Raw genomic sequence first — 23,176 nt, 5'->3', positions numbered from 1 at the left:
CTGATTGATAGTCTACACCCTCACCTTTACCCTAGTGAAATTAGATTGTAAATTTATGCGCCTATTTGTTTTCTTGCTATTACTGACGTTTAACAGTGTGACTCAGGCTTTTACATTTGGGGCAACATCCGCTTTTTCAAAGCCTACTTTTTTACCCGTCGACCAAGCCTTTCAACTGTCAGTATCAGCACCTAAAGATGGCAAATTTACAGCGAAATGGCAGATTGCTGACGGTTACTATTTATATCAAGAACAGTTCAGTTTGTCTGGTCAACACGCAGATAAACTACACTTTTCCCCTTTTCCTGCCGGTGAAGCAAAGCACGATGACTATTATGGTGACGTAATCGTTTACCGAGATCAATTTACTCTGCCTATTTATTACGACATAACACTGCCCGCAGGAACACAAGTTAACGCTGTTTTAACCTACCAAGGCTGTGCCGACAAAGGCTTATGTTACGCACCACAAAATATGCCAATTCAATTTACTGTACCTGAAATGAGCGCTGAGTATGCGGAGCCCCCCAAGACTAAATCGATAACCAATAAGGCAGCCAGCAGTACAGCAAACCTCCCCCAACCCGTTTTTTCAGACGCATTGTCTATTAACAAACTACTTGGCTCTGATAATACTTGGGCAACGCTACTTGCGGTGTTTGCACTTGGGCTACTCTTATCTTTTACACCTTGCGTGTTGCCTATGGTTCCCATCGTCAGCGCCATTGTGGTTGGCACACGTAACTCCAAATTAGGCGCCTTTTACTACAGTTTAATTTATGTTTTCGCTATGGCGCTTACTTATGCCGCTATTGGGGCTCTCGTTGGTATTTTCGGCCTACAATTTAATATCCAAGCGCAGTTACAAAACCCTATTCTATTAATAATGAGTGCCGTTGTTTTTGTCTTGTTGGCTTTAGCCATGTTTGGCGTTTACGAAATCCGTTTACCAAGCGCATGGCAACACCGCCTTCAGATGTCAGGGCAAACAACCACATCGGTATGGAAGTCCACTGGCAGCATTTTTCTGGCGGGTGTGTTAGCCACCTTGATTGTTTCTCCTTGTGTGTCCGCACCTCTAGCAGGCGCTTTGCTTTACATCAGCAGCCAAGGCAACGCTTGGTATGGAGCAACAATATTGTTTGTCATGGCTCTAGGCATGGGATTGCCGCTGTTATTGGTGGGCCTGTTTGGGCCTAAAGTTTTACCTAAGAGTGGGGAATGGCTGCACGATATTAAAGTTATGATGGGCTTTGGCTTACTCGCCATGGCCGTTTGGTTAATCACCCGCTGGTTACCGATAGCTAGCCATTTGTATCTTTGGGCTTTGCTATTCCTAGGTATGAGCGGCTACTTCATTCATCGTGCTTATCGAGTGGCATCTCATCCAGTGCGCTGGTTCTTAGCATTAACCTTATTTTTGGTGGGTTGCATTGAATTTATTGGCGGGGCCAGTGGCAGTTACTCGCCATTACAACCCTTGAAAAAGTTCTCTACCACCTCCAACCAGTCAGAAGAAGCAGTATTGTTTGACGCGACCATTACCAGTCTGGATGAACTGAATAACATTGTCGCTAATCAAGACCCACGACCCATTGTCTTGGATCTTTATGCTGATTGGTGTATCAGCTGTAGAGTTCTAGAAGAGATGTTTGCTTCGCCTGATGTTTTATCTAGGCTTGATCATGTTCAATTGGTACGAGTTGATGTCACCGAAAATTCCGCTGACAACCAAGCTCTGATGAAAAAATTTAATCTTTACGGACCACCTTCCTTGGTTTTCTTAGATGCCCTAGGAAACGAACGGAAAACATTGACCATTATGGGAGAGCCATCAAAGCCCTTATTAATCAACCGTTTAGATGCCGCTTTGACAGAATAAACAAAGCATCACAAGGCGAGGTTTACCACGGTTCAAAAAACATACAATACAAACATTTTTTGGTTTTTTTACCGCATAACTGGACAATATCCAGCTTTTTACCGATAATTTCGCGTTACAAGCTTTTTAATTAGCCATTTTTTATAAAAGCCTGCTTGCTGTATAAAGCGAGCTATTTACAAATTTATAATAATCAGTGGATCACACAATCACTGAACCATTAATTTCAGACAGAAGAGAGTAACCATGGACATTCGTAAAATCAAAAAACTAATCGAGCTTTTGGAAGAATCAAACGTCTACGAGATTGAAATCAAAGAAGGCGAAGAAGCGGTTCGTATTAGTCGTGGTGGTGCTCCGGTTCAAGCACCTATGATGCCCGCTCCAATGATGGCTGCTGCTCCTGCGGCACCAGCTGCAGCTTCTACTGCTGCGCCAGAAGCCCCAGCTGCTATTACTGGCCACACTGTAAACTCTCCTATGGTCGGCACTTACTACAAGTCTTCTGCCCCAGGCGCTAAACCTTTCGTCGAAGTAGGCCAAAAAGTTAACGTTGGCGATACAATCTGTATCGTTGAAGCAATGAAAATGATGAACCAAATTGAAGCCGATAAATCTGGCACAATTGGCGCAATCCTTGTTGAAGATGGCGAGCCAGTTGAATTTGACCAGCCTCTTATTACTATCATTTAATCCAACGCAAAGGTTCCATCATGCTCGATAAGGTATTGATTGCTAACCGAGGCGAAATCGCGCTACGTATTCTACGTGCGTGTAAAGAGCTCGGTATCAAAACCGTTGCGGTTCACTCTAAAATTGACCGTGACTTATTACATGTGCGTCTTGCAGACGAATCTATCTGCATTGGGCCAAACCCATCTGCTCAAAGTTATTTGAACATTCCAGCGATCATTAGCGCTGCAGAATTAACAGATACTTCAGCGATCCACCCAGGCTACGGCTTCCTTGCGGAAAATGCAGACTTTGCAGAGCAAGTTGAGCGTTCTGGCTTTACTTTCATCGGCCCTAAAGCTGAAACAATTCGTCTAATGGGCGATAAAGTATCAGCTATCAAAGCGATGAAAGAAGCTGGCGTACCAACGGTTCCAGGCTCAAACGGCCCTGTACCATCCGATCCTGAAGAATGCATACGCATTGCAAATGAAATCGGCTTCCCTGTGATTGTAAAAGCTGCCGCTGGCGGTGGTGGTCGTGGTATGCGCGTTGTTCACAACGAAGGCAGCCTATTAAAATCGATCAGTATTACACAATCAGAAGCAGGCTCGTACTTCGGCGACAGCACGGTTTATATGGAGAAATTCCTACAAAACCCACGTCACGTAGAAGTTCAGGTGCTAGCTGACGGTCAAGGTAACGCGGTTCACCTATACGATCGCGACTGCTCTTTGCAACGTCGTCACCAAAAAGTATTGGAAGAAGCACCAGCACCAATGCTAAACGAAGAATCTCGTCAAGCTTGTTTGAAAGCCTGTGTTGATGCTTGTATCAAGATCAACTACCGCGGCGCGGGTACGTTTGAATTCCTATACGAAGATGGCAATTTCTACTTCATCGAAATGAACACTCGTGTTCAAGTAGAGCACCCTGTTACTGAAATGGTTACAGGCGTAGATATCGTTAAAGAACAACTTCGCATCGCGAGCGGCTTGCCACTGTCTTTGAAACAAGAAGACATCAAGCTAAATGGCCACGCGGTTGAATCTCGTATCAACGCAGAAGACTCTAAAACCTTCATGCCTTGCCCAGGTAAAGTGGAATATTTCCATGCACCAGGCGGTATGGGTGTTCGTGTTGACTCTCACCTGTACAGTGGCTACTCAGTACCACCAACGTATGACTCAATGATTGCTAAAATCATTTGTCATGCACCAGATCGTACAGCTGCGTTAAAACGCCTTTCTGGCGCTCTAGATGAAACATTCATCGATGGTATTAAAACCAACATAGAGCTACAAAAAGACCTAGTCAATGATGCTAACTTCATTGCTGGCGGCGTTAACATCCATTATTTGGAGAAAAAACTCGGTCTATAAAGACCGCAGTTTTGTCCCTAGTGATGACTAAATCACTAGGGACAATCATTTTCCACTCGCCACTCGCCCCAAGCTTCGCTATTCTATTCCTGTTTATTTATTGTTGGACTCCACTTTATGCCTTGGCTTCAAATACGCATCCATACTACTCCCGATCATGTCCCAGCCTTTGAAGACACGCTTCTTGACTGCGGTGCTTTGGTTGTTACCTTTGAAGACGTTCACGATGATCCGGTTTACGAACCAGACCTGAACACCGCACCATTATGGAAAAACACCAAAGTCACGGGCTTATTTGAAGCTGACGCAGACATTGAACATATTCGCCCTGTGATTGAGCATAAAGCCGCCTCTATCAATGAATCCGACATCGATATGAAAATAGAGATTCTGGAAGACAAAGACTGGGAACGCGAATGGATGGACAGTTACCACCCAATCCAATTTGGCGAACGCCTCTGGGTTTGCCCTAGCTGGAGAGAAGTCCCAGATCCAAAAGCGGTAACGCTTATGTTGGACCCTGGCTTGGCATTTGGTACAGGAACACACCCTACAACGGCTCTTTGCTTACAATGGTTAGACAGCATTGACTGCCAAGACAAAACCATTATCGACTATGGTTGTGGCTCTGGCATCCTAGGCATTGCAGGTTTGTTGCTTGGCGCTACTAACATGGTGGGAATAGACATAGACCCACAAGCCGTTCAAGCCACGCAAGCCAATGCTGAACGCAACAACATTGACCCAAGTAGAATTGAAGTCAAGTTGCCACCGTATGAGTCTGACCTACAAGCGGATATTGTGGTAGCCAATATTTTGGCAGGCCCACTTGCCCACCTTGCCCCAACCATTTCAGCGCTGGTTAAGACGAACGGACAATTAGCGTTATCCGGCATTCTTGCCAACCAAGCTAAAGAAGTCATTGAAGCCTATCAAGAATGGTTTACGATAGACGACATCACTGAAAAGGAAGAATGGGTTCGTATTGTGGCAACCAAAAACGCATAACCCCCATTTAGTAACGCTTAAATAGGAAAACACACCTCATGGCCAATAGCTTTATCACTCGATGCCCCAAATGTTCTACTGCATTTCGTGTCACCGACGAGGTATTAAGCATGGCCAAGGGGAAAGTACGATGTGGGCAATGCTTTCATATCTTCGAGGCCGGTAACGGTCTACAGCAAGCCGAGAAAACACAAAAGCGTGAAGTTAAGCAAGAAAGCAAAGCCCAAGTAAAAGAAACAGCGCTAGCGAATAGCTCAGAAAAATCGGATTTACCACCTCCGCCAGTATCGCCATACAATCAGAGCTACCCCAACCAAGAACAATTCACGCCAGCTGACGACATCGTCAACCCAGATTGGCTACACACTCTGTTCGATGACGAAGACCTTTACCCTCTTGGTCATAAAGCAGAACCCTCTCGTAAAGAGAAAGAGCAAAAAACCACGACCACGCCCGAAAAATCAGCGGTAGAAGCCAGCACCACCAAAGAGACAACACCGAAGACTGATGAACCTGCGCCATGGGAAGTCGAATTAGCAGAAGTTGAGGCCGCACTTAAATCGACCTCTAATACGATTGATACTAAGAAGCCAACACCTAAAAGCACCGCGCCTTCAGCAAAAACAGAAACGACAAAAACAGAAGCTAAAATAGCAGAACCACATATCGAGCCTGATTACATGGTCGCACTGCACTCGCTGGCTCAGTCTGCCGCCGAGCAAACACGACCATCCGACATCAAAAACCAACACTCTATTTTAGAACAACTTTCTGCCCAGCAAAGTTTGGCGCCGTTATTAGGCGATGCCGAAGAGACGACTCGTAAGAAGAAATCTCACCCTTGGCTATGGTTTTTCGCCACTTTATTTGGCGCGGCCTTATTATCAGCCCAAGTGGCGATGCATTTTTTTGATGAAGGCAGCCGCTCGTCCAATTTCAGATCACTGTACCGAACCTTATGTTCGTATACTGGCTGTGTACTACCTGGTTTTGAAGACGTCAGCGCCATCTCCATCCAGCATGTTAGAATACAAAGTCACCCGACCATTCCGAACACCTTGCTGGTGAATGCCATCATCACCAACACCAGTGATTTTTCACAACCTATGCCGAAAATTGCTCTGGAATTTTTCGACTTAAATGGCCTTCCTGTTGCTGCGAGACTCTTTGCACCAAATGATTATTTACACAAAGACTTCTTAGACATTACCTATATGCCACCAAGCACCCCAATCCATTTAGTTATTCCAATCCAAGACCCAGGTGCTCGTGCTGTCACCCATCAGCTTAGGGCGTTCCCAGCCAACACTCGCTCGTACTAATTTTTCAGAGTTTTGCATTGCTGCACTAATGCAGTTATTTGGCTTTCGTGTTTTTTTCCTCGTCTTGGCCATGCTTGTAGCTCGGTACAAAGCGCTCTTTTCGTTGATTTGCCACTAAGGTCAAAAAAAGAACAAAAAATAGTCAGTTTTTATGCTGTCAAGACTTCAAAAATGACGATTGCCTAGGTATTATTCACGCCCGCTCGACACTGTCGACGATCTTTAACATTCAATCCAGTATTCAGGAACATCATGGCATTTGCAATTGGCCCATATTGCGTAGACAAACCTGTCATTCTAGCCCCTATGGCGGGAGTTACAGATTTGCCTTTTCGCCGCCTTTGCCATGACCAAGGTGCAGGCTTGGTCGTATCAGAAATGGTTACTTCTGATGTTCGCCTGTGGAACTCGACTAAAAGCCGCCATCGTCTAATACACGACGCAGAAGTCTCACCAAGATCCGTTCAGATCGCAGGTGGCGACCCAGTAATGATGGCTGAAGCAGCTCAACAAAATGTCGAGCTAGGCGCACAAATCATTGATATCAACATGGGTTGCCCTGCGAAAAAAGTGTGCAACAAAGCCGCTGGCTCTGCATTACTAAAAGATGAAACCTTGGTTCGTGAAATACTGGAATCGGTTGTAAATAGTGTTTCTGTTCCAGTCACTCTGAAAATCCGTACTGGATGGAGTCTCGATCAGAAGAACGGTCTTGCTATAGCAAAAATGGCCGAAGATATTGGCATTCAAGCATTAGCCATTCATGGACGAACACGGGAATGTAAATTCCAAGGACAAGTTGAATACGACACAATTGCAGAGATCAAACATCATTTGAGCATCCCTATTTTTGCCAATGGGGATATCAAAGACGCACAGACTGCAAAATTTGTGAAAGATTACACCCAAGCGGACGGCATAATGATTGGTCGAGCCGCTCAAGGAAGACCATGGATTTTTCGAGAAATAAACCATTATTTACAAACAAATGAATTGTTAGCACCTCCATCTTTATCTGAGGTGAGGCAGCTTGTTATTAACCACGTTGGCGCTTTGCACCAGTTTTACGGTGACTATTTAGGCGTGCGTATTGCTCGCAAACACGTTGGTTGGTACTTGCAAACGTTAGCGGATAAAACACAATTTCGCAGCTTGTTTAACCGTATTGATAATACGCAAGAACAACTTGATAAATTGGAAGAGTTCTTTGTTTGCCAATAGGCAAACGAACCTTACACATTAATGCTACGATCATCTGAAAGACGAGTTGGATCACTCTTCTCTACGATGATCAACACACATTAATAAATGGTTAGCTTTAAAAAATAGAAGGTCATTCTGTGGTAGAACAAACTCATACACATACGTTTCAAGCCGCTTCTTCAGAGCAGTCACAAACCCTACGTGACAATGTTGAAAAAGCCCTACAAAACTATTTCGCTCATCTCGATGGGCAGCCAATAACAGACTTATATCAGTTAGTCTTAGCCGAGGTTGAGGCGCCTTTGCTAGAGTCTGTCATGAGCTACACAAAGGATAACCAAACCAAAGCATCCACCATCCTTGGATTAAACCGAGGCACACTTCGCAAGAAGTTGAAGCAATACGGCATGCTATAAGCACAAAGAAAAAAAGGGCGAATTCGCCCTTTTTTTCGTCTTATCTTCCCCTTGTTTTATTTAGTGTTAAATTAACCGCGAGAACCATGATGGCAAATCAAAATACAGTAACTCCAATCAAACGAGCGTTAATCAGTGTTTCCGACAAAACAGGCATTGTCGACTTTGCACGCGAACTAGCAGCTCAAGGCGTTGAAATTCTTTCAACGGGTGGTACTTACCGTCTTTTATTGGACAACAACGTTAAAGCGACAGAAGTGTCTGACTACACGGGCTTCCCTGAAATGATGGATGGCCGCGTAAAAACCCTACACCCTAAAGTACACGGTGGCATTCTTGGTCGTCGTGATATCGACGGCGCCATCATGAAAGAACACGGCATCGAAGAAATCGACATGGTGGTTGTTAACCTTTACCCATTTGAAGCGACGATTGAACGCCCTGATTGCGACCTACCAATGGCTATTGAAAACATCGACATTGGTGGCCCAACAATGGTTCGTTCCGCTGCGAAAAACCACAAAGACGTTGCCATTGTTGTTTCTCCATCTAGCTACGAAGGCATCTTGGCTTCTCTTAAAGCAGATGGCGGCTTAACGTACGATCAGCGTTTTGACCTAGCTGTTCAAGCCTTTGAGCACACATCACATTACGATGGCGCTATTGCAAATTTCCTAGGTAAAAAAGTACCTGGCGGCAGCGAAAACTTCGCTCGCACATTTAACTTAAAGTTCAATAAACAAGAAGAAATGCGCTATGGTGAAAACCCTCATCAAAAAGCCGCTTTCTACGTTGAGGCAAACCCGAAAGAAGCCTCTATCAGCACAGCGAAACAAATCCAAGGCAAAGCACTGTCTTACAACAATATTGCCGACACTGATGCAGCACTTGAGTGCGTAAAAAGCTTCGACAAGCCTGCTTGCGTTATCGTAAAACACGCTAACCCTTGTGGCGTTGCAACAGCAGCAACGCAATTTGAAGCTTATGATCTTGCTTTCCAAACAGACCCAACGTCTGCTTTCGGAGGCATCATTGCATTCAACCAAGAGCTTGATGCAAAAACAGCCCAAGCCATTGTTGATCGTCAATTCGTTGAAGTGATTATTGCCCCAAGCATCAGCAAAGAAGCTTCTGACATTGTCGCTACCAAACAAAACGTTCGCCTACTTGAGTGCGGCCAATGGTCAACTGACAAGCCAGCAGCATTGGACTACAAACGCGTTAATGGCGGTTTGTTGGTGCAAGACCGCGATGATGGCAACATCACTCTCGCTGACTTAAAAGTGGTTTCTAAGCGCCAACCTAGCGAAGCTGAGCTAAAAGACCTATTGTTCGCTTGGAAAGTCGCTAAATTCGTTAAGTCTAATGCCATTGTTTATGCGAAAGCAGAACAAACAATCGGTGTAGGCGCAGGCCAAATGAGCCGTGTTTACAGCGCTAAAATTGCTGGCATTAAAGCAGCAGACGAAAATTTAGAGGTTGTTGGCTCTGTTATGGCGTCTGATGCCTTCTTCCCATTCCGTGATGGCATCGATGCCGCTGCACAAGCAGGCATTACAGCCGTTATTCAGCCAGGCGGCTCTATGCGCGATGAAGAAGTTATCGCAGCCGCAGACGAAGCAGGTATGGCGATGGTCTTCACAGGCATGCGTCACTTCCGCCACTAAGACAGTGTCACCAATCGACACTTATAGTAAATACAAAGCTTGATAGTCGCCAGAGACTGCGGTCTCTGGCTCGTAATACAAAGGATTAGATAATGAAAGTTCTTATCATTGGTAACGGCGGACGCGAACATGCTCTAGCATGGAAAACCGCTGAATCTGATCAAGTAGAAAAAGTCTTTGTTGCTCCCGGCAACGCAGGCTCAGCATCAGAAAATAAAGTAGAAAATGTCAACATTGGCGTAACAGACATTGCTGACCTTGTTGCTTTCGCCAAAAAAGAAAACATCGATCTAACGATTGTTGGTCCTGAAGCACCATTGGTTATTGGTGTGGTTGATGCATTTGAAAAAGAAGGCTTGGCTATCTTTGGCCCAACGGCTGCGGCAGCACAATTAGAAGGCTCTAAAGCCTTCACCAAAGACTTCTTGGCTCGCCATAACATCCCAACGGCTTCTTACGGCAACTTCACCGAAATCGAACCTGCTGTTGCTTACATCAAACAGCAAGGCGCTCCGATTGTGGTGAAAGCTGATGGCTTGGCCGCTGGTAAAGGCGTTATCTTGGCTCAAACAGAAGCGGAAGCCATTGCAGCAGTTGAAGACATGCTGCAAGGCAACTCTTTTGGCGATGCCGGCAGCCGTGTTGTTATTGAAGAGTTCTTAGTTGGCGAAGAAGCCAGCTTTATTTGCATGGTCGACGGTGAAACGGTTTTACCTATGGCGACCAGCCAAGACCACAAAGCTCGCGATAATGGCGACCTAGGCCCAAACACTGGCGGTATGGGTGCCTACTCTCCTGCCCCTGTTGTAACACCTGAAATTCATGATCGCATTATGAATGAAGTTATTATGCCAACCGTAAAAGGCATGAATGCTGAAGGCAACCGTTACCGTGGTTTCCTATACGCTGGCGTGATGATTACCGCTGACGGCACACCAAAAACATTGGAATACAACTGCCGTTTCGGTGACCCAGAAACTCAACCTATCATGATGCGTTTACGCTCTGACTTGGCGCAAATGTGTTTGGCTGCCGTTAATGGCAAACTGGATACAGTCGAAGCAGACTGGGACCCTCGTGCCAGCTTAGGTGTTGTTCTTGCTGCTGGCGGTTACCCTGCAGATTACGCGAAAGGCGATGTAATTTCTGGTTTGGATACAGTGCTTGCTGAAGGTCAAAAAGTCTTTCAAGCTGGTACTGCATTGAAGGACGGCCAAGTGGTTACTAATGGCGGCCGTGTTCTTTGTGCAGTTGCTCTTGGCGATACCGTTGCTCAAGCTCAATCAGCCGCTTACGATGTGGTAAACACATTGTCTTGGGACAAGGTTTATTTCCGCACCGACATTGGTCATCGTGCCATTGCTCGCGAGCAGAAATAATCCCTCTATAGCACAAAATAAAAAGGCCTCACGTTGAGGCCTTTTTTACATTTAATACCTTTTTAGGCGTATGACTTATTTTTTTAGCTGAGACTCTTTTTTGTCTAACCAAGCTTTAAACAGTCGCCCCAACTCCAACACCAACAGGCCAAAGATAATCCCTGCAACCCAATCTAACCCTAGCACAAAGCCCAAAGCAGCAATCATTCCGTAGCCGTACATGAGGTTGGTGCGTGTTGCTGGTTTTTTCTGCCTTGCAAACCAAGTGACACCTAGAAGCAGTATGCTAAACCAAACATAATACTCCACTAAAATTGGATATAGCATTCGATCCCCTATCTAGTTAATAATAATAGCCTTTATTGAATCTGCTTAGGCCAGCATTTTGTTTAATCGACTGATTTTACTATTTATACTCTGCATCTCCAACACCGTATGGGGTGTTAACACCATAGCTATCATAGATGAAAGCCATGATGTGGCTAATATCAGTCAAACTGGCTCATATTTTATCGACAAAAATAAAGTACTTTCTCTTGATGATATTTCATCTGATGCTTACGCCAAGCAATTCCGCCCCATTCATAGCGACTACTTTCAGCTCGGAATGGTAGAAGGTAACGTCTGGATTCGCACTGAAGTTGCCATACGAACAACCGACAATACACCTGTCCTCTTAGAAGTTAATTCCCCAAGACTGCAATATCTAGACATTTATTTGCCTACGTTACCTAAAGGGCAGGTTCAAGTAGAGCTTGGCGGCGCAAGACCCTATAACAACAGGCAGGTAAAAGCACCACATTACATTTTTTCGATCCCTGCTAATCCACCGCCGGTTTTTACCCTGTACCTTAAGCTTTCTTCCCATTTACCGATCAATGCCGATATTGAGCTTAAAACCCTATCTAGGATAAGCCAAGATTCACAACAAGAGCAGATGATCACAGGCGTGTTGATTGGCATTCTGTTCACCCTGTTTGTTTGCAATATCTTCTTTTACGTCAAGACATCTCATCCGATGTACTTGATTTATAGCTTTTTGCTGGTTGGCATTGTGGTTTTACACCTCTCAATCCATGACCAGGTCGCGCAGTTTTTTCCCGACCAAAGCAATATTCAAGAGCGTATGTACAATCTATCGTCTCTCGCCTGTTTATGCGCGATCGTATTTTTCTCCAGGCTGTACCTGAACACCAAGGCGCACCTGCCCAGCATTGATAAAATTTTAATCACAGTGGGCACTATCAATGGCATCTTTGCCATTATTTTTAGCGTGACACCAAATGTTATAAACATCAAAGTGCTGTCTCTCATTGTGGTAGGCACTTTATTACTTTTAACCGTCCATGCCATCATTGCGTTTCTTAAAAACATTCCATTTTCTGGCTACTATTTGGCCGCCAGACTTACTCTACTAACAGGGCATTTCATATGGATCTTATCGGTCTATGGCATTATCCCGAGCGTTGTCTTATTTGAATGGGGCATGACCATCACGATCATTTTGGAAGCCATGATTCATTTCTCCGGCATGATAGTGCAAGCCACGCCACTAATCCAAAAGAACACACTCAAAGGCCAATACAATCAAACCGAGGTGATGGATTTTTTAGCCGACATTTCAAATCGCTTACGACGTCATATAAACATACTGGGTGGCGGATTATCGCACCTTGAAAAGGTCACAACATCGAAAGACGTTAAACCCTTTATAGCGAGTAGCCAAACCGCCAACAACAACCTTAAAAACATCATTGAGCGAATCGATCTATTAAGCGACATTAAAGACAATACGCCACCAGCACAGCCTTACCCTCAGCCACTTAATCAATTAATAGACCGCGCCTACAATAATATTCAACGCTTAGACCAAGACGGCACTTTTATCGAGCTAAATACTCACAATACTGATCATGTTGAAGTGCTGCAAAACGCCACGATATTACAACAATTGATCGAAAGCCTAGTGCAAGAATTCAAACACTTTACGGATCAAACCTTAACACTGGATATCACTCGCCATGAGAGCAATCGAGACGGCATAACAGAACTAGAAATTAATTGCTGCCCGATTCCAACTAGAATCCAAGAGCCCAGTAGCTTCGACCTTGGACTGCATTATATTTTGCTGCTTATTCGCTATTTAGATGGAAGCATGAAGACCATAGACAATGAACGCTGTATTAGTATCAAACTGCCAATCAGCATACATATTCGCCCAACTACTAGTGATCACCTATCACAACAACAGCACTTCAATATTATTTTGTTTGGCCAACTGGATGACGACCTACAAAAAGCACTATCGATATTACAAAGCCACAGTAATCGCATAGAACATGTCACCACACTAGAAAATTTATTAGAGCATCTTGAACAACCCGAAAAAAGAAAATCGGGATCTATCATTTTAGTGTTTGATAATGGCGGGCACATCCCTCACATCACACAACAAAGACTGATGCCTTTAATGCGCGTCGAAGATCAGTGTTTGCTGATTAGTAACAATGTTAAGATGTCCCTAGACTATGCACGCAAGCTTGGTTTTGATGGACTCTTAGCCTGTGCTGAATTAGACAATCAACTTGAGCAACAACTGTCTAAGCTAATTCAGAAAGGCGATCGATTAAGGAACACATCTTTGTCACGGGTCAATCCTTTGCGCAAAACACCTTGAAGCAACATCAGCAACCTTGAATAATACTCATCAAAGGAGACAATATGGACTGTTTATTTTGCAAAATAGTAAAAGGGGATATCCCGGCAACCGTACTATTTGAAGACGATGATGTTATCGCTTTTGAGGACATCATGCCTCAAGCGCCAACGCATTTTCTAGTCATCCCCAAACGCCATATTAGTACGCTAAACGATCTTACTGATGCCGACGCCTCAGTGGTTGGCAAACTGCAAATCACCGCTGCCAAAATAGCAAAACAGAAAGGCATCAGTGACGCAGGATATCGTGTGGCAATGAATTGCAACGAAATGGGTGGGCAAACCGTCTATCATATTCATATGCATGTATTGGGCGGTCGTGCAATGACATGGCCACCAGGTTAACAAGAGGAAATACCATGATCTCTTTTCTAGATAAAGCTGTACTTCAGTTTGACCGAGCACTTCAAACTCTGGTGCCGCATGCAGCAAATGCCTCTCGCCCTTCTCCTGCCATGACGCTAGAAGAAACAGAGCTAACCCACGCAGAAAGAACACACTCTTCTGGACTAATGCGCATTAATCATACTGGCGAAGTCTGTGCACAAGCCCTTTACGCAGGCCAAGCAACCACAGCAAAGCTACCAGAAGTACGGGAAGAAATGGAGCATGCTGCCGATGAAGAGATTGATCATTTAGTATGGTGTGAACAGCGTCTTTATGACCTCGGCAGTAAACCAAGTATTCTGAACCCATTATTTTATGGTGCCTCTTTTATCATTGGTGCAGGTGCTGGTTTGATCAGTGATAAATTAAGCTTGGGCTTTGTTGCTGCAACAGAAGATCAAGTTTGTGTTCACCTTCAAAAACACATGGCCGCTCTGCCTGTGCAAGATGAAAAAAGCAAAGCTGTACTAGAGCAAATGCACATTGACGAAGCCAAACACAAAGCCATGGCACTGGATGCTGGAGGCTATGAATTTCCAAAACCGATTATGGCTATCATGACCCAAGTATCCAAAGTCATGACCACTACTACTTACCGGATTTAATCATGAACAGAGACCTTCATTCTATTCGTCGTGACTACCAATTCGACGATCTTCTAGAAGCACAAGCCGGAAATGACCCGCTTGCTTTATTTGATGCTTGGCTAGAAAAAGCCATTGATGTCTGCCCTGATGATCCAACGGCTATGGTATTAAGCACAGTTGATTCAGCTGGCTGGCCTCATTCTCGCGTCGTGCTACTGAAACAGCGTAATGATGCAGGCTTTTCTTTTTTCACCAATTACGACAGTGAAAAAGGCCAACAGCTCGCTCAAAATAACAAAGCCTGCATAACTTTCTTCTGGCCCGCACTATCTCGCCAGGTTCGAATCGAAGGTACCATAGAAAAAGTGTCACGAGAGGCTTCAGAGACCTACTTTGCAAGTCGCCCTCGTGCTAGCCAGCTTGCCGCGAGAACATCAAAGCAAAGCGCCACAATAGAAAGCCGCGACGCACTTCAACAAGCCTTTAAACAAGAAGAGCAAGCTTTCATGGATCAAGAAGTGCCTTGTCCTGACAATTGGGGCGGTTACGTTCTAAAACCTGTATTCATTGAATTTTGGCAAGGCCGACCAAGTCGACTTCATGACCGAATTTGCTACACGCACACTGACAACGAATGGGCTATAACGCGCAAAGCGCCATAATGTCAAAGTCAAAGTAGGAGACGAAAAGTTAAGCTTATTCGCTCCTCTTTGATGCGCTTTCTCACAGGCAAAGAATGCTGCCACAGAACTTGTGTTGAAGCGGACATAATTAGCCAGCTCGCATGTTCCAATTCCACCTTATGTTTAATCACGTGGTTGGCTTTTAAGCGAAATAAAAACGGACGTGTTGCTCCGAGACTCAGCATAGCCACTACCGGCGCTGGCCCTAGGGCTTTCTCGTCATCTGCATGCCACCCCATGTACTCATCACCGTCTTGATACCAATTCAGCAAGACTGCATTAAAGGGCTGCTGAGCAAGGCTCTCCGCTTCTTTTTTAATCGCTAATAACCAATCAGGCCAACCTGAGCCAAGATGGTCTTTACCAGAATAACGATAACAGACGCCTTCATCGGCAATAAACGCCACCTGCCTAGGCACTGACACCTCACGCCCAAACATCGTTAAACTTTCTCTTTCCCAAAACACTCTAGACTGCAGCTGTGACATAAGCCCCTGCAAGCTTGAGCTAGAAAATGAGTATCGGTATGATGGCCGAATACTCACTAACCTATTTCCCTTGGACGACAATGCAATCCTCTCCCCTTTCTGGATCAACCAAACGCAGTGCTTTTTTAGACGTGTATCGTGGCACCGCAGTGCTGCTAATGATCATTTTTCATTTTTGTTGGGATTTACGCAATTTTGGCTTTGTAGACTTCTCTGTTTATGACCCATTCTGGGTATATTTCCGTAGCGTCATACTGACTTTATTTCTTTCGGCTGTTGGCTGGTCAACCTACCTTGTGCTTACAGAAAAAGCCAAACCTTCTTTCTGGAAGCGGGACCTCAAACTTTTTATTTGCGCTGCGGGACTTTCCCTTGCAACCTATCTCGCTGCCCCTAATCAATGGATTTACTTTGGTATCCTACACTTTATCTTCATCGCGTCACTGATCACTAGACCTGTCGCAAAATGGCCTATTGTCTCTGCCGCTATTGGAGCCGTCATTATTGTCACATACCATGCAACAGATTGGCTGCATTTTCCAAATGCGTTTTCAACCATCACCCAGTACATTGCTATACCACAAAGAACCTTAGACATTGTTTTCCCATTCCCATGGATAGGCGTTGTTTTAATCGGACCTCTACTTGGTTATCTACACCTACATAAACTACCTACACCTAATAACCTTGTCATTAGCCTATTGTGCTTTATGGGACGTTATGCTCTGCCAATATACCTGCTTCATCAGCTGGTGTTATTTGCTCTTGTCGGCAGCGTCAAAATGGTGCTGAATCTTGCACCTTGATTACTTTTTGCGCGCAGATCGTGCATGGAATTAGGTGAGTTTTTTTCATCGAAAAAATAGATAAAAATAGATAAAAATAGATTTTATGCTATTGCCAATTGCTAACTTTACGCTTTGTCGGGCAAGTAAAGTAAGTGACCACTTCGGCATTTTCTGTTTATCATTTTCGAGTTTTTTTCAAGCCTTGATTTTCATTCAAATGAGCACTATTGTTCGTTACATATTGTTAACGAAGCACTACATATAGTGTGTCACTTTTAAAGCACATACTACATAGAGTATTTCTCCTCTTTTTATAATGCACTAATGGGAAGTTAAGGCATGAGCACTCTCACAGTTACTAAACGTAACGGGAAGACCGAAAACATCAACCTAGAAAAGATCCATAAAGTCATAGCATGGGCTGCTGAAGGTTTAGAAAATGTCTCTGTTTCCCAAGTGGAACTAAAAGCGCGAATTCAATTTTTTGAAGGCATTCGTACTACCGATATCCACGAGACACTAATCAAGTCTGCTGCAGATTTGATTTCTGAACATACGCCTGATTATCAATACCTAGCCGCTCGCCTAGCCATCTTTCACTTACGTAAAAAGGCCTTTGGTGATTTTGAGCCACCGCACCTTTACGCGCATGTAAAAAATCTTGTTCAGCAAAAGCGTTATGACGCGCAATTGCTAGAAAAGTACTCTGAAGAAGAGTTCAATCAGCTAAACGAATTCATTGACCACTCTCGTGATATGAATTTTTCCTACGCAGCCGTCAAACAGCTTGAAGGCAAATACTTAGTGCAAAACCGCGTTAGCGGTGATATTTACGAAAGCCCTCAGTTTATCTACATCCTAGTTGCGGCTTGCCTATTTGCTGAGTATGAGCCAAAAGATCGCTTGAATCTTATTCGCCGTTTCTATGATGCCGTCTCTAAGTTTAAGATTTCATTACCAACGCCTATCATGTCTGGTATTCGTACACCTACACGTCAGTTTAGTAGCTGTGTACTAATTGAGTGTGGTGACTCTTTAGACTCTATCAACGCAACATCCAGCGCCATCGTTAAGTACGTTAGCCAACGTGCTGGTATTGGTGTAAATGCGGGTGCCATTCGTGCCTTGGGCAGCGCCATTCGTGGCGGTGAAGCCTTCCACACTGGCTGTATTCCATTCTACAAGCACTTCCAAACAGCAGTAAAAAGCTGTTCACAAGGCGGCGTTCGTGGTGGTGCAGCAACGGTGTTTTACCCTATTTGGCACCTAGAAGTCGAAAGCCTATTAGTATTGAAAAACAACCGTGGTGTAGAAGAAAACCGCGTACGTCACTTAGACTATGGTGTTCAGTTCAACCGTTTGATGTACCAACGTTTGATCAAAGGCGGCAATATCACATTGTTTAGCCCATCAGATGTACCTGGCTTATACGATGCCTTTTTTGCTGACCAAGAAGAGTTCGATCGCCTATACACCATGTATGAGCAAGATCCTTCTATTCGCAAGCAAACAATCAAAGCGACAGAGCTATTTACGCTGTTTGCTTCTGAACGTGCTAGCACAGGTCGTATTTACTTACAGAACGTGGATCACTGTAATACTCACAGCCCATTTGATCCTAAAGTTGCTCCTGTTAAGCAAAGTAACTTGTGTTTGGAAATTGCACTGCCAACCAAGCCACTAAATCGCATTGATGACCCTGAAGGTGAGATTGCACTTTGTACATTGTCTGCATTCAACCTAGGCGCCCTAGAAAATCTAGACGAGCTTGAAGAATTGTCTGAGCTAATCGTCCGTGCTCTCGATGCATTGTTGGATTACCAGAACTACCCAATTCCAGCAGCACAACGTGCCACTGAGTTACGCCGTACTTTAGGTGTGGGTGTTATCAACTACGCTTATTACCTAGCGAAAAACGGTGTTAAATACTCTGACGGTAGCGCAAACGAGCTAACGCATAAAACGTTCGAAGCCATTCAATACTTCCTATTGAAAGCGTCCAACAAGTTGGCAAAAGAATTTGGCCCTTGCTTAGCTTTCAACGAAACAACTTACTCTAAAGGTATTTTGCCGATCGATTCCTATAAAAAGGAAATCGATAACATAGTGTCTCCAGAACTTGTTTATGACTGGGAAACACTGCGTTCAGAAATCGTGACTCACGGTCTGCGTAACTCCACGCTAACCGCGTTAATGCCATCTGAAACGTCGTCTCAGATCAGTAACGCGACAAACGGTATTGAGCCACCACGTGGTTTCGTCTCCGTCAAAGCCAGTAAAGATGGCATTCTGAAACAAGTTGTGCCTGAGTTTGAACGCCTAAAAGAAAACTACGAGTTATTGTGGAGCATCCCATCTAACGATGGCTACCTACAACTAGTTGGTATTATGCAGAAGTTTGTCGACCAAGCTATCTCGGCAAACACAAACTATGATCCACAGAAGTTTGATGCTCAAAAAGTACCAATGAAGGTAATTTTGAAAGACCTTCTAACGGCGTACAAATTAGGCGTAAAAACACTCTACTATCACAACACACGTGATGGTGCAGATGACAAGCAAGAAGACATGGATGATTGCGCTGGCGGTGCTTGCAAAATCTAACTTGTCTAATAATCGTTAAGTGCTGATTAAACAGTATGACAAGCAAAGCCTCATAGACATGGGGCTTTGCTATGTTTAGCATTTTAGCGAAACACGAATATCTATTAACAACTAAGGTGTGTCTTTTTATCCATCACACCCTATGCTTTTGAGGAATACCCTGAGACATGAGTTACTCGACTTTTAACCGTAAACAGTTCGATAGTACAAAAGAACCAATGTTCTTTGGTGAAAATGTCAACGTTGCTCGTTATGACCAGCAAAAGCACCCAATCTTTGAGAAACTGATTGAAAAGCAGCTGTCTTTTTTCTGGCGCCCAGAAGAAGTCGATCTTTCTACCGATCGTAAAGACTTCCAACGTCTTGAAGCCCATGAACAGCATATCTTTTTAAGCAATTTAAAATATCAAACATTGCTAGACAGTGTACAAGGTCGTTCGCCAAATGTTGCATTATTGCCAATCGTATCTTTACCAGAATTAGAAACATGGATCGAAACTTGGTCTTTCAGTGAAACGATTCACAGCCGTTCTTACACGCACATCATTCGTAATATTGTAAATGATCCGACTAAGATTTTTGACGACATTGTAACCAACGCTGAAATTACGAAACGCGCTGACAGCGTGTCTATCTATTACGATCGTCTTATCGAAATGGTCAACCTATATAACACTATGGGGATGGGGACATTCGACATACCAGGCAGAGGCGAAATTGAGATATCAATGCCTAAGCTGAAAAAAGCGCTGTATCTTACCATTGCTTCTGTCAACGTATTAGAAGCGATTCGTTTCTATGTTAGCTTTGCCTGCAGTTTTGGTTTTGCAGAACGCACTCTTATGGAAGGCAATGCAAAAATCATCAAACTAATCGCACGTGATGAAGCCTTACATCTAACAGGCACACAACACATGTTGAACCTGATGGCATCGGGTAAAGATGATCCTGAAATGGCTGTCATTGCAGCAGAATGCCAAAATGAAGTACGTCAGATCTTCATTGAAGCGGCTGAACAAGAGAAAGAATGGGCAAATTACCTATTTAAAGATGGCTCAATGATCGGTCTTAACGCTCAGATCTTAGGCCAGTATGTAGAGTATATTACCAACGTTCGCATGCAAGCGATTGGACTTGAAACTCACTTTGCTACAAAGAACAACCCAATCCCTTGGATCAATGCTTGGTTGGTAAGTGACAATGTTCAAGTCGCGCCACAAGAAGCTGAAATCAGCTCTTACCTAGTAGGACAGACAGATAACAGTTTAGATGACTCAGATTTCGATGACTTCGACCTCTAACAAAGCAATGCCGGAGCAAAAAGAGCAAGTTCTACACCGTGTACTTTTAGGGAAAAAGCAAATCCTTGTGACCGAGGAGGAGCCTTTATTAGTTCAGCTTGAACGTGCGGGTATTCACGTTGAATATCAGTGTCGTGAGGGTTACTGCTCTTCTTGCTCCATCAAGCTTTTATGGGGAAATGTTATTTACCCATTCGAGCCTCTAGCGTGGGTACAAAGCGGCTATTTACTAGCCTGTTGTGCCATCGTTAAAAGCGACATCGAAATCGCTTTTTTCGACTAATCGCTCAGTCCTAACTGGGATCGCGTAAAGTACGGTAACCTGCATAAATTCGGGTTACCGTCGTTATCCAACATATCACGCCAAAAATATACGCCAATACAGCAAAGTAATTTGGCCACAAGCAAATCAATATTAGAAAACCAATAGTTTCCGCCCCTTCAGCCAATCCGCCTACGAAATACAAAGATTTACGACCATACTCTAAGCGCTCAATATTTCGTTTCTCTGCCATAATAGCAAAGGCTAAAAAGCTACTCCCCGTCCCCATAAAAGAAAAAATCAGAAAACTGGCCGCCAATGCGTTATCTAGCGGATTCATCAAAGCAAAGCCAAACACCACCGCCGAATAAAAAATAAAGTCCAAGGTAATGTCCAAGTACCCGCCTAAATCGGTAGGCCCTTGCACACGAGCAACGGCGCCATCCAAGCCGTCCATAACACGATTGATTACCACCAACACTAACGCTAGAGAGGTTTGCTCAAAATACAAAGCAGGCAAGACCATCATACCCACAGAAAAACCAAACAGAGTAATCCAATTGGCCTTTACGCCCAGCTTATCGATCAGCAAAGCGGTTAAACGTAAGGGATGCTTAAGAGTTTTAATAAAAAATGTATCTAACATTCCAAAAACAACCTTGATTCTATGAGGACGTAGGTTTTAAAGACTTGCTACAATATTGGCATATTTTCTTTGCCAATATCTATTTCATTTACTTACGCAGATTAATAAGGTTTCTATGATAAACGCAAAACAATACGGCACATCAGGACCTCACCTTATCGTCATCCATGGTTTATTTGGTAATGCTGATAACTGGCATTCTATTGCTCAATCCTTAGCCGAGCACTTTACAATACACTGTGTCGACCTTCCAAACCACGGCAAGTCAGATAGTATGAGTGAAGCCAGCTACCCAAAAATGGCTTCCGCTGTTCTGGAATGGGCTAAAGCAAACAACATAAACACCTTCTATCTATTAGGTCATTCTATGGGCGGAAAAGTTGCCATGCAAATGGCGGCAATCGCTGAAGCAGGACAGATAGAAAAGCTCATCGTGGTAGACATCGCCCCTGTCGATTACGAACCGAGCCATACTCGTATATTGGACGGTTTGAAAGCCATTGATGAAGCTCTACCAGCCTCTAGAAAAGAAGCAGACTCATTATTGAGCCAGTATGAATCAAGCTTGGGAGTAAGACAGTTTTTACTAAAAAACCTAACTAAAAAAGAACAAGGGTTTAGCCTAGATCTTTCTGTACAAAATATTGCAGACAGCTACCCAGTTATTTTGAAAAAGCCTGAGATAAACGCAGCGGTCAACCTCCCTACACTGTTCATAAAAGGTGAGAATTCAGACTATATTGTGGCAGATTATCAAGACGCCATTGCAAAACTCTTCCCACAAGCTAGCTTTAAAATGATCTCAGGAGCTGGCCACTGGCTTCATGCCGAGAAGCCAGTGCCGTTTAGCAGCTTAGTAAAACGCTTTTTAACCTCTTAACTAGTTACACGCTGATTCCGAGCAAAGTCCATATTGGTCTTTTAAATACGCAGCGGAAGGCAGCACAATGCCATGAGATTTTATAAGGTAGGGATTGAAGCTAACTCTTAATTGGTCTGGGTACACTGCATCCAACAGTGTGCCCTCTGCCTGCCAGCCATTTATACGAGCCGCCAAAGCGTCTAATTTTGTTTCGGTATCAGAGTAAATAGCAAACAAAGAACCAGCCTTAACAAATCCCAACGACGGGCCTATCATCAATTTCTGTTTATGAAATAGCAGCTTCAAAATGTCTTGTGCAATTCCGTTTTCATAAAGCTGAGAATCGACCAATGAAAACATCATCGTAGAATCTTCCATAATATAGTTCACTGCTTTTAACACAGATAACTGATCAACCTCAGTTTGCAAAAAGCGAAACGTGAACCCATACACACTCGCTTGTTCCTGCATGCCCTGCTGATCTATAAGAAGATTGTTACTGTGTAGAACGATAAGTGGCTTGGGGTCAAACCAGACTGCCTGCAGTAATGATAAGCGCTTTTCTAAAGGCGCGCCTGAAAAAACAGCACTACTGGGTATAGAGCACTGAGGCTGAATATTTAAATATTCTTCTTTACCAATAAAAATCCCAACAATCGCTCCTTTTGAGGCAACCGAACAAGCCTCTCGAAAGCTATTATTGCCAATGGCAACAATCATATCCTCTGGCTGTAGTGCTGAAATGTTTTGCACAAACACAGACTGTCGCACAGGGATAACCGATGTACTGGTGGATAATAATCGAGAAAGTTGGAACGTCAAAGAACGCACCGAACTCTCTTCAGTATTGTGAACCACATAAACTGCTGCCGACACCTTCATTGTGCTAAACAGCAATAAAAACCAAAAAATCCGTTTC

The 23,176-nt window shown here is 44.0% G+C and carries 22 protein-coding genes; 18 read left to right on the top strand and 4 right to left on the bottom strand.

Features of this window, described 5'->3' with window-relative positions; translation table 11 throughout:
- Positions 1-55: 55 nt before the first annotated feature.
- The 9 genes from dsbD to purD all read left to right on the top strand — a co-directional run bounded on the left by dsbD (position 56) and on the right by purD (position 10,931).
- Positions 56-1,882 carry a protein-disulfide reductase DsbD gene (gene dsbD, locus C1X04_RS06310; protein WP_137169463.1) on the top strand — a complete coding sequence of 609 codons (1,827 nt, stop codon included), beginning with the start codon at positions 56-58 and terminating at the stop codon, positions 1,880-1,882.
- Between the two features lie 246 nt (positions 1,883-2,128).
- Complete coding sequence (accB, locus tag C1X04_RS06305) at positions 2,129-2,575, top strand: acetyl-CoA carboxylase biotin carboxyl carrier protein (RefSeq protein ID WP_110571677.1); 447 nt, start codon at positions 2,129-2,131, stop codon at positions 2,573-2,575.
- A gap of 20 nt (positions 2,576-2,595) precedes the next feature.
- The gene (accC, locus tag C1X04_RS06300; RefSeq protein ID WP_110571676.1) at positions 2,596-3,936 is read left to right on the top strand and encodes an acetyl-CoA carboxylase biotin carboxylase subunit; all 1,341 of its coding nucleotides are present in this window, start codon (positions 2,596-2,598) and stop codon (positions 3,934-3,936) included.
- Positions 3,937-4,053: 117 nt separating this feature from the next.
- Positions 4,054-4,944 (top strand): 50S ribosomal protein L11 methyltransferase, encoded by an 891-nt coding sequence (gene prmA / locus C1X04_RS06295; protein ID WP_137169462.1) that lies wholly within the window; start codon positions 4,054-4,056, stop codon positions 4,942-4,944.
- 38 nt (positions 4,945-4,982) lie between these two features.
- Positions 4,983-6,266, top strand: coding sequence for a DUF3426 domain-containing protein (locus tag C1X04_RS06290; protein WP_137169461.1), 1,284 nt, complete (start codon positions 4,983-4,985; stop codon positions 6,264-6,266).
- A gap of 249 nt (positions 6,267-6,515) precedes the next feature.
- Positions 6,516-7,487 (top strand): tRNA dihydrouridine synthase DusB, encoded by a 972-nt coding sequence (gene dusB, locus C1X04_RS06285; protein WP_302629528.1) that lies wholly within the window; start codon positions 6,516-6,518, stop codon positions 7,485-7,487.
- A gap of 104 nt (positions 7,488-7,591) precedes the next feature.
- Entirely contained in the window at positions 7,592-7,885 is a 294-nt protein-coding gene (gene fis / locus C1X04_RS06280; protein ID WP_217495021.1) for a DNA-binding transcriptional regulator Fis, read from the top strand.
- 89 nt (positions 7,886-7,974) lie between these two features.
- Complete coding sequence (purH, locus tag C1X04_RS06275) at positions 7,975-9,552, top strand: bifunctional phosphoribosylaminoimidazolecarboxamide formyltransferase/IMP cyclohydrolase (RefSeq protein ID WP_137170735.1); 1,578 nt, start codon at positions 7,975-7,977, stop codon at positions 9,550-9,552.
- 92 nt (positions 9,553-9,644) lie between these two features.
- Complete coding sequence (purD, locus tag C1X04_RS06270; protein ID WP_110571671.1) at positions 9,645-10,931, top strand: phosphoribosylamine--glycine ligase; 1,287 nt, start codon at positions 9,645-9,647, stop codon at positions 10,929-10,931.
- 75 nt (positions 10,932-11,006) lie between these two features.
- On the opposite strand, the gene C1X04_RS06265 is transcribed toward purD, so the two are convergent.
- Complete coding sequence (locus C1X04_RS06265; protein WP_110571670.1) at positions 11,007-11,258, bottom strand: hypothetical protein; 252 nt, start codon at positions 11,256-11,258, stop codon at positions 11,007-11,009.
- A 151-nt stretch (positions 11,259-11,409) separates the two neighbouring features.
- Here C1X04_RS06265 and C1X04_RS06260 point away from each other — a divergent pair, with 151 nt between their 5' ends.
- The 4 genes from C1X04_RS06260 to pdxH are packed head-to-tail and all read left to right on the top strand — an operon-like array spanning position 11,410 to position 15,285.
- A complete protein-coding gene (locus tag C1X04_RS06260; protein ID WP_254682349.1) occupies positions 11,410-13,608 on the top strand; it encodes a 7TM diverse intracellular signaling domain-containing protein in 2,199 nt (732 codons plus the stop codon).
- Between the two features lie 44 nt (positions 13,609-13,652).
- Entirely contained in the window at positions 13,653-13,994 is a 342-nt protein-coding gene (locus C1X04_RS06255; protein WP_110571668.1) for a histidine triad nucleotide-binding protein, read from the top strand.
- Between the two features lie 14 nt (positions 13,995-14,008).
- Positions 14,009-14,641, top strand: coding sequence for a 2-polyprenyl-3-methyl-6-methoxy-1,4-benzoquinone monooxygenase (gene coq7 / locus C1X04_RS06250; protein ID WP_137169459.1), 633 nt, complete (start codon positions 14,009-14,011; stop codon positions 14,639-14,641).
- Positions 14,642-14,643: 2 nt separating this feature from the next.
- Positions 14,644-15,285: a pyridoxamine 5'-phosphate oxidase gene (gene pdxH / locus C1X04_RS06245; RefSeq protein ID WP_110571666.1), complete on the top strand. Its 642-nt coding sequence runs from the start codon at positions 14,644-14,646 to the stop codon at positions 15,283-15,285.
- A gap of 8 nt (positions 15,286-15,293) precedes the next feature.
- Here pdxH and C1X04_RS06240 read toward each other — a convergent pair whose 3' ends face one another.
- Positions 15,294-15,794 (bottom strand): alpha-ketoglutarate-dependent dioxygenase AlkB, encoded by a 501-nt coding sequence (locus C1X04_RS06240; RefSeq protein WP_254682348.1) that lies wholly within the window; start codon positions 15,792-15,794, stop codon positions 15,294-15,296.
- Positions 15,795-15,820: 26 nt separating this feature from the next.
- Here C1X04_RS06240 and C1X04_RS06235 point away from each other — a divergent pair, with 26 nt between their 5' ends.
- The 4 genes from C1X04_RS06235 (at position 15,821) to yfaE (ending at position 20,770) form a co-directional block, all read left to right on the top strand.
- Positions 15,821-16,600, top strand: coding sequence for a heparan-alpha-glucosaminide N-acetyltransferase (locus C1X04_RS06235; RefSeq protein ID WP_254682347.1), 780 nt, complete (start codon positions 15,821-15,823; stop codon positions 16,598-16,600).
- Between the two features lie 321 nt (positions 16,601-16,921).
- Entirely contained in the window at positions 16,922-19,186 is a 2,265-nt protein-coding gene (gene nrdA, locus C1X04_RS06230; protein WP_110571664.1) for a class 1a ribonucleoside-diphosphate reductase subunit alpha, read from the top strand.
- A gap of 167 nt (positions 19,187-19,353) precedes the next feature.
- Positions 19,354-20,487: a class Ia ribonucleoside-diphosphate reductase subunit beta gene (nrdB, locus tag C1X04_RS06225; protein WP_110571663.1), complete on the top strand. Its 1,134-nt coding sequence runs from the start codon at positions 19,354-19,356 to the stop codon at positions 20,485-20,487.
- Entirely contained in the window at positions 20,471-20,770 is a 300-nt protein-coding gene (gene yfaE / locus C1X04_RS06220) for a class I ribonucleotide reductase maintenance protein YfaE (protein ID WP_302629499.1), read from the top strand. Before nrdB ends, yfaE begins: the two co-directional genes overlap by 17 nt.
- Positions 20,771-20,780: 10 nt before the next feature.
- On the opposite strand, the gene C1X04_RS06215 is transcribed toward yfaE, so the two are convergent.
- Positions 20,781-21,395, bottom strand: a complete 615-nt coding sequence (locus C1X04_RS06215) for a CDP-alcohol phosphatidyltransferase family protein (protein WP_137169457.1) — start codon at positions 21,393-21,395, stop codon at positions 20,781-20,783.
- A gap of 115 nt (positions 21,396-21,510) precedes the next feature.
- On the opposite strand from C1X04_RS06215, the gene C1X04_RS06210 reads away from it, so the two are divergent.
- Positions 21,511-22,275: an alpha/beta fold hydrolase gene (locus C1X04_RS06210; protein WP_137169456.1), complete on the top strand. Its 765-nt coding sequence runs from the start codon at positions 21,511-21,513 to the stop codon at positions 22,273-22,275.
- On the opposite strand, the gene C1X04_RS06205 is transcribed toward C1X04_RS06210, so the two are convergent.
- The gene (locus C1X04_RS06205) at positions 22,276-23,139 is read right to left on the bottom strand and encodes a hypothetical protein (RefSeq protein WP_245926974.1); all 864 of its coding nucleotides are present in this window, start codon (positions 23,137-23,139) and stop codon (positions 22,276-22,278) included.
- Between the last annotated feature and the right edge of the window lie 37 nt (positions 23,140-23,176).

Source organism: Marinomonas sp. FW-1 (assembly GCF_005222245.1).
Taxonomy (GTDB): Bacteria; Pseudomonadota; Gammaproteobacteria; order Pseudomonadales; family Marinomonadaceae; genus Marinomonas; species Marinomonas alcarazii.
Note: the sequence above shows the minus strand (reverse complement) of the source record. Positions and strands in the feature narration are given on the sequence as shown.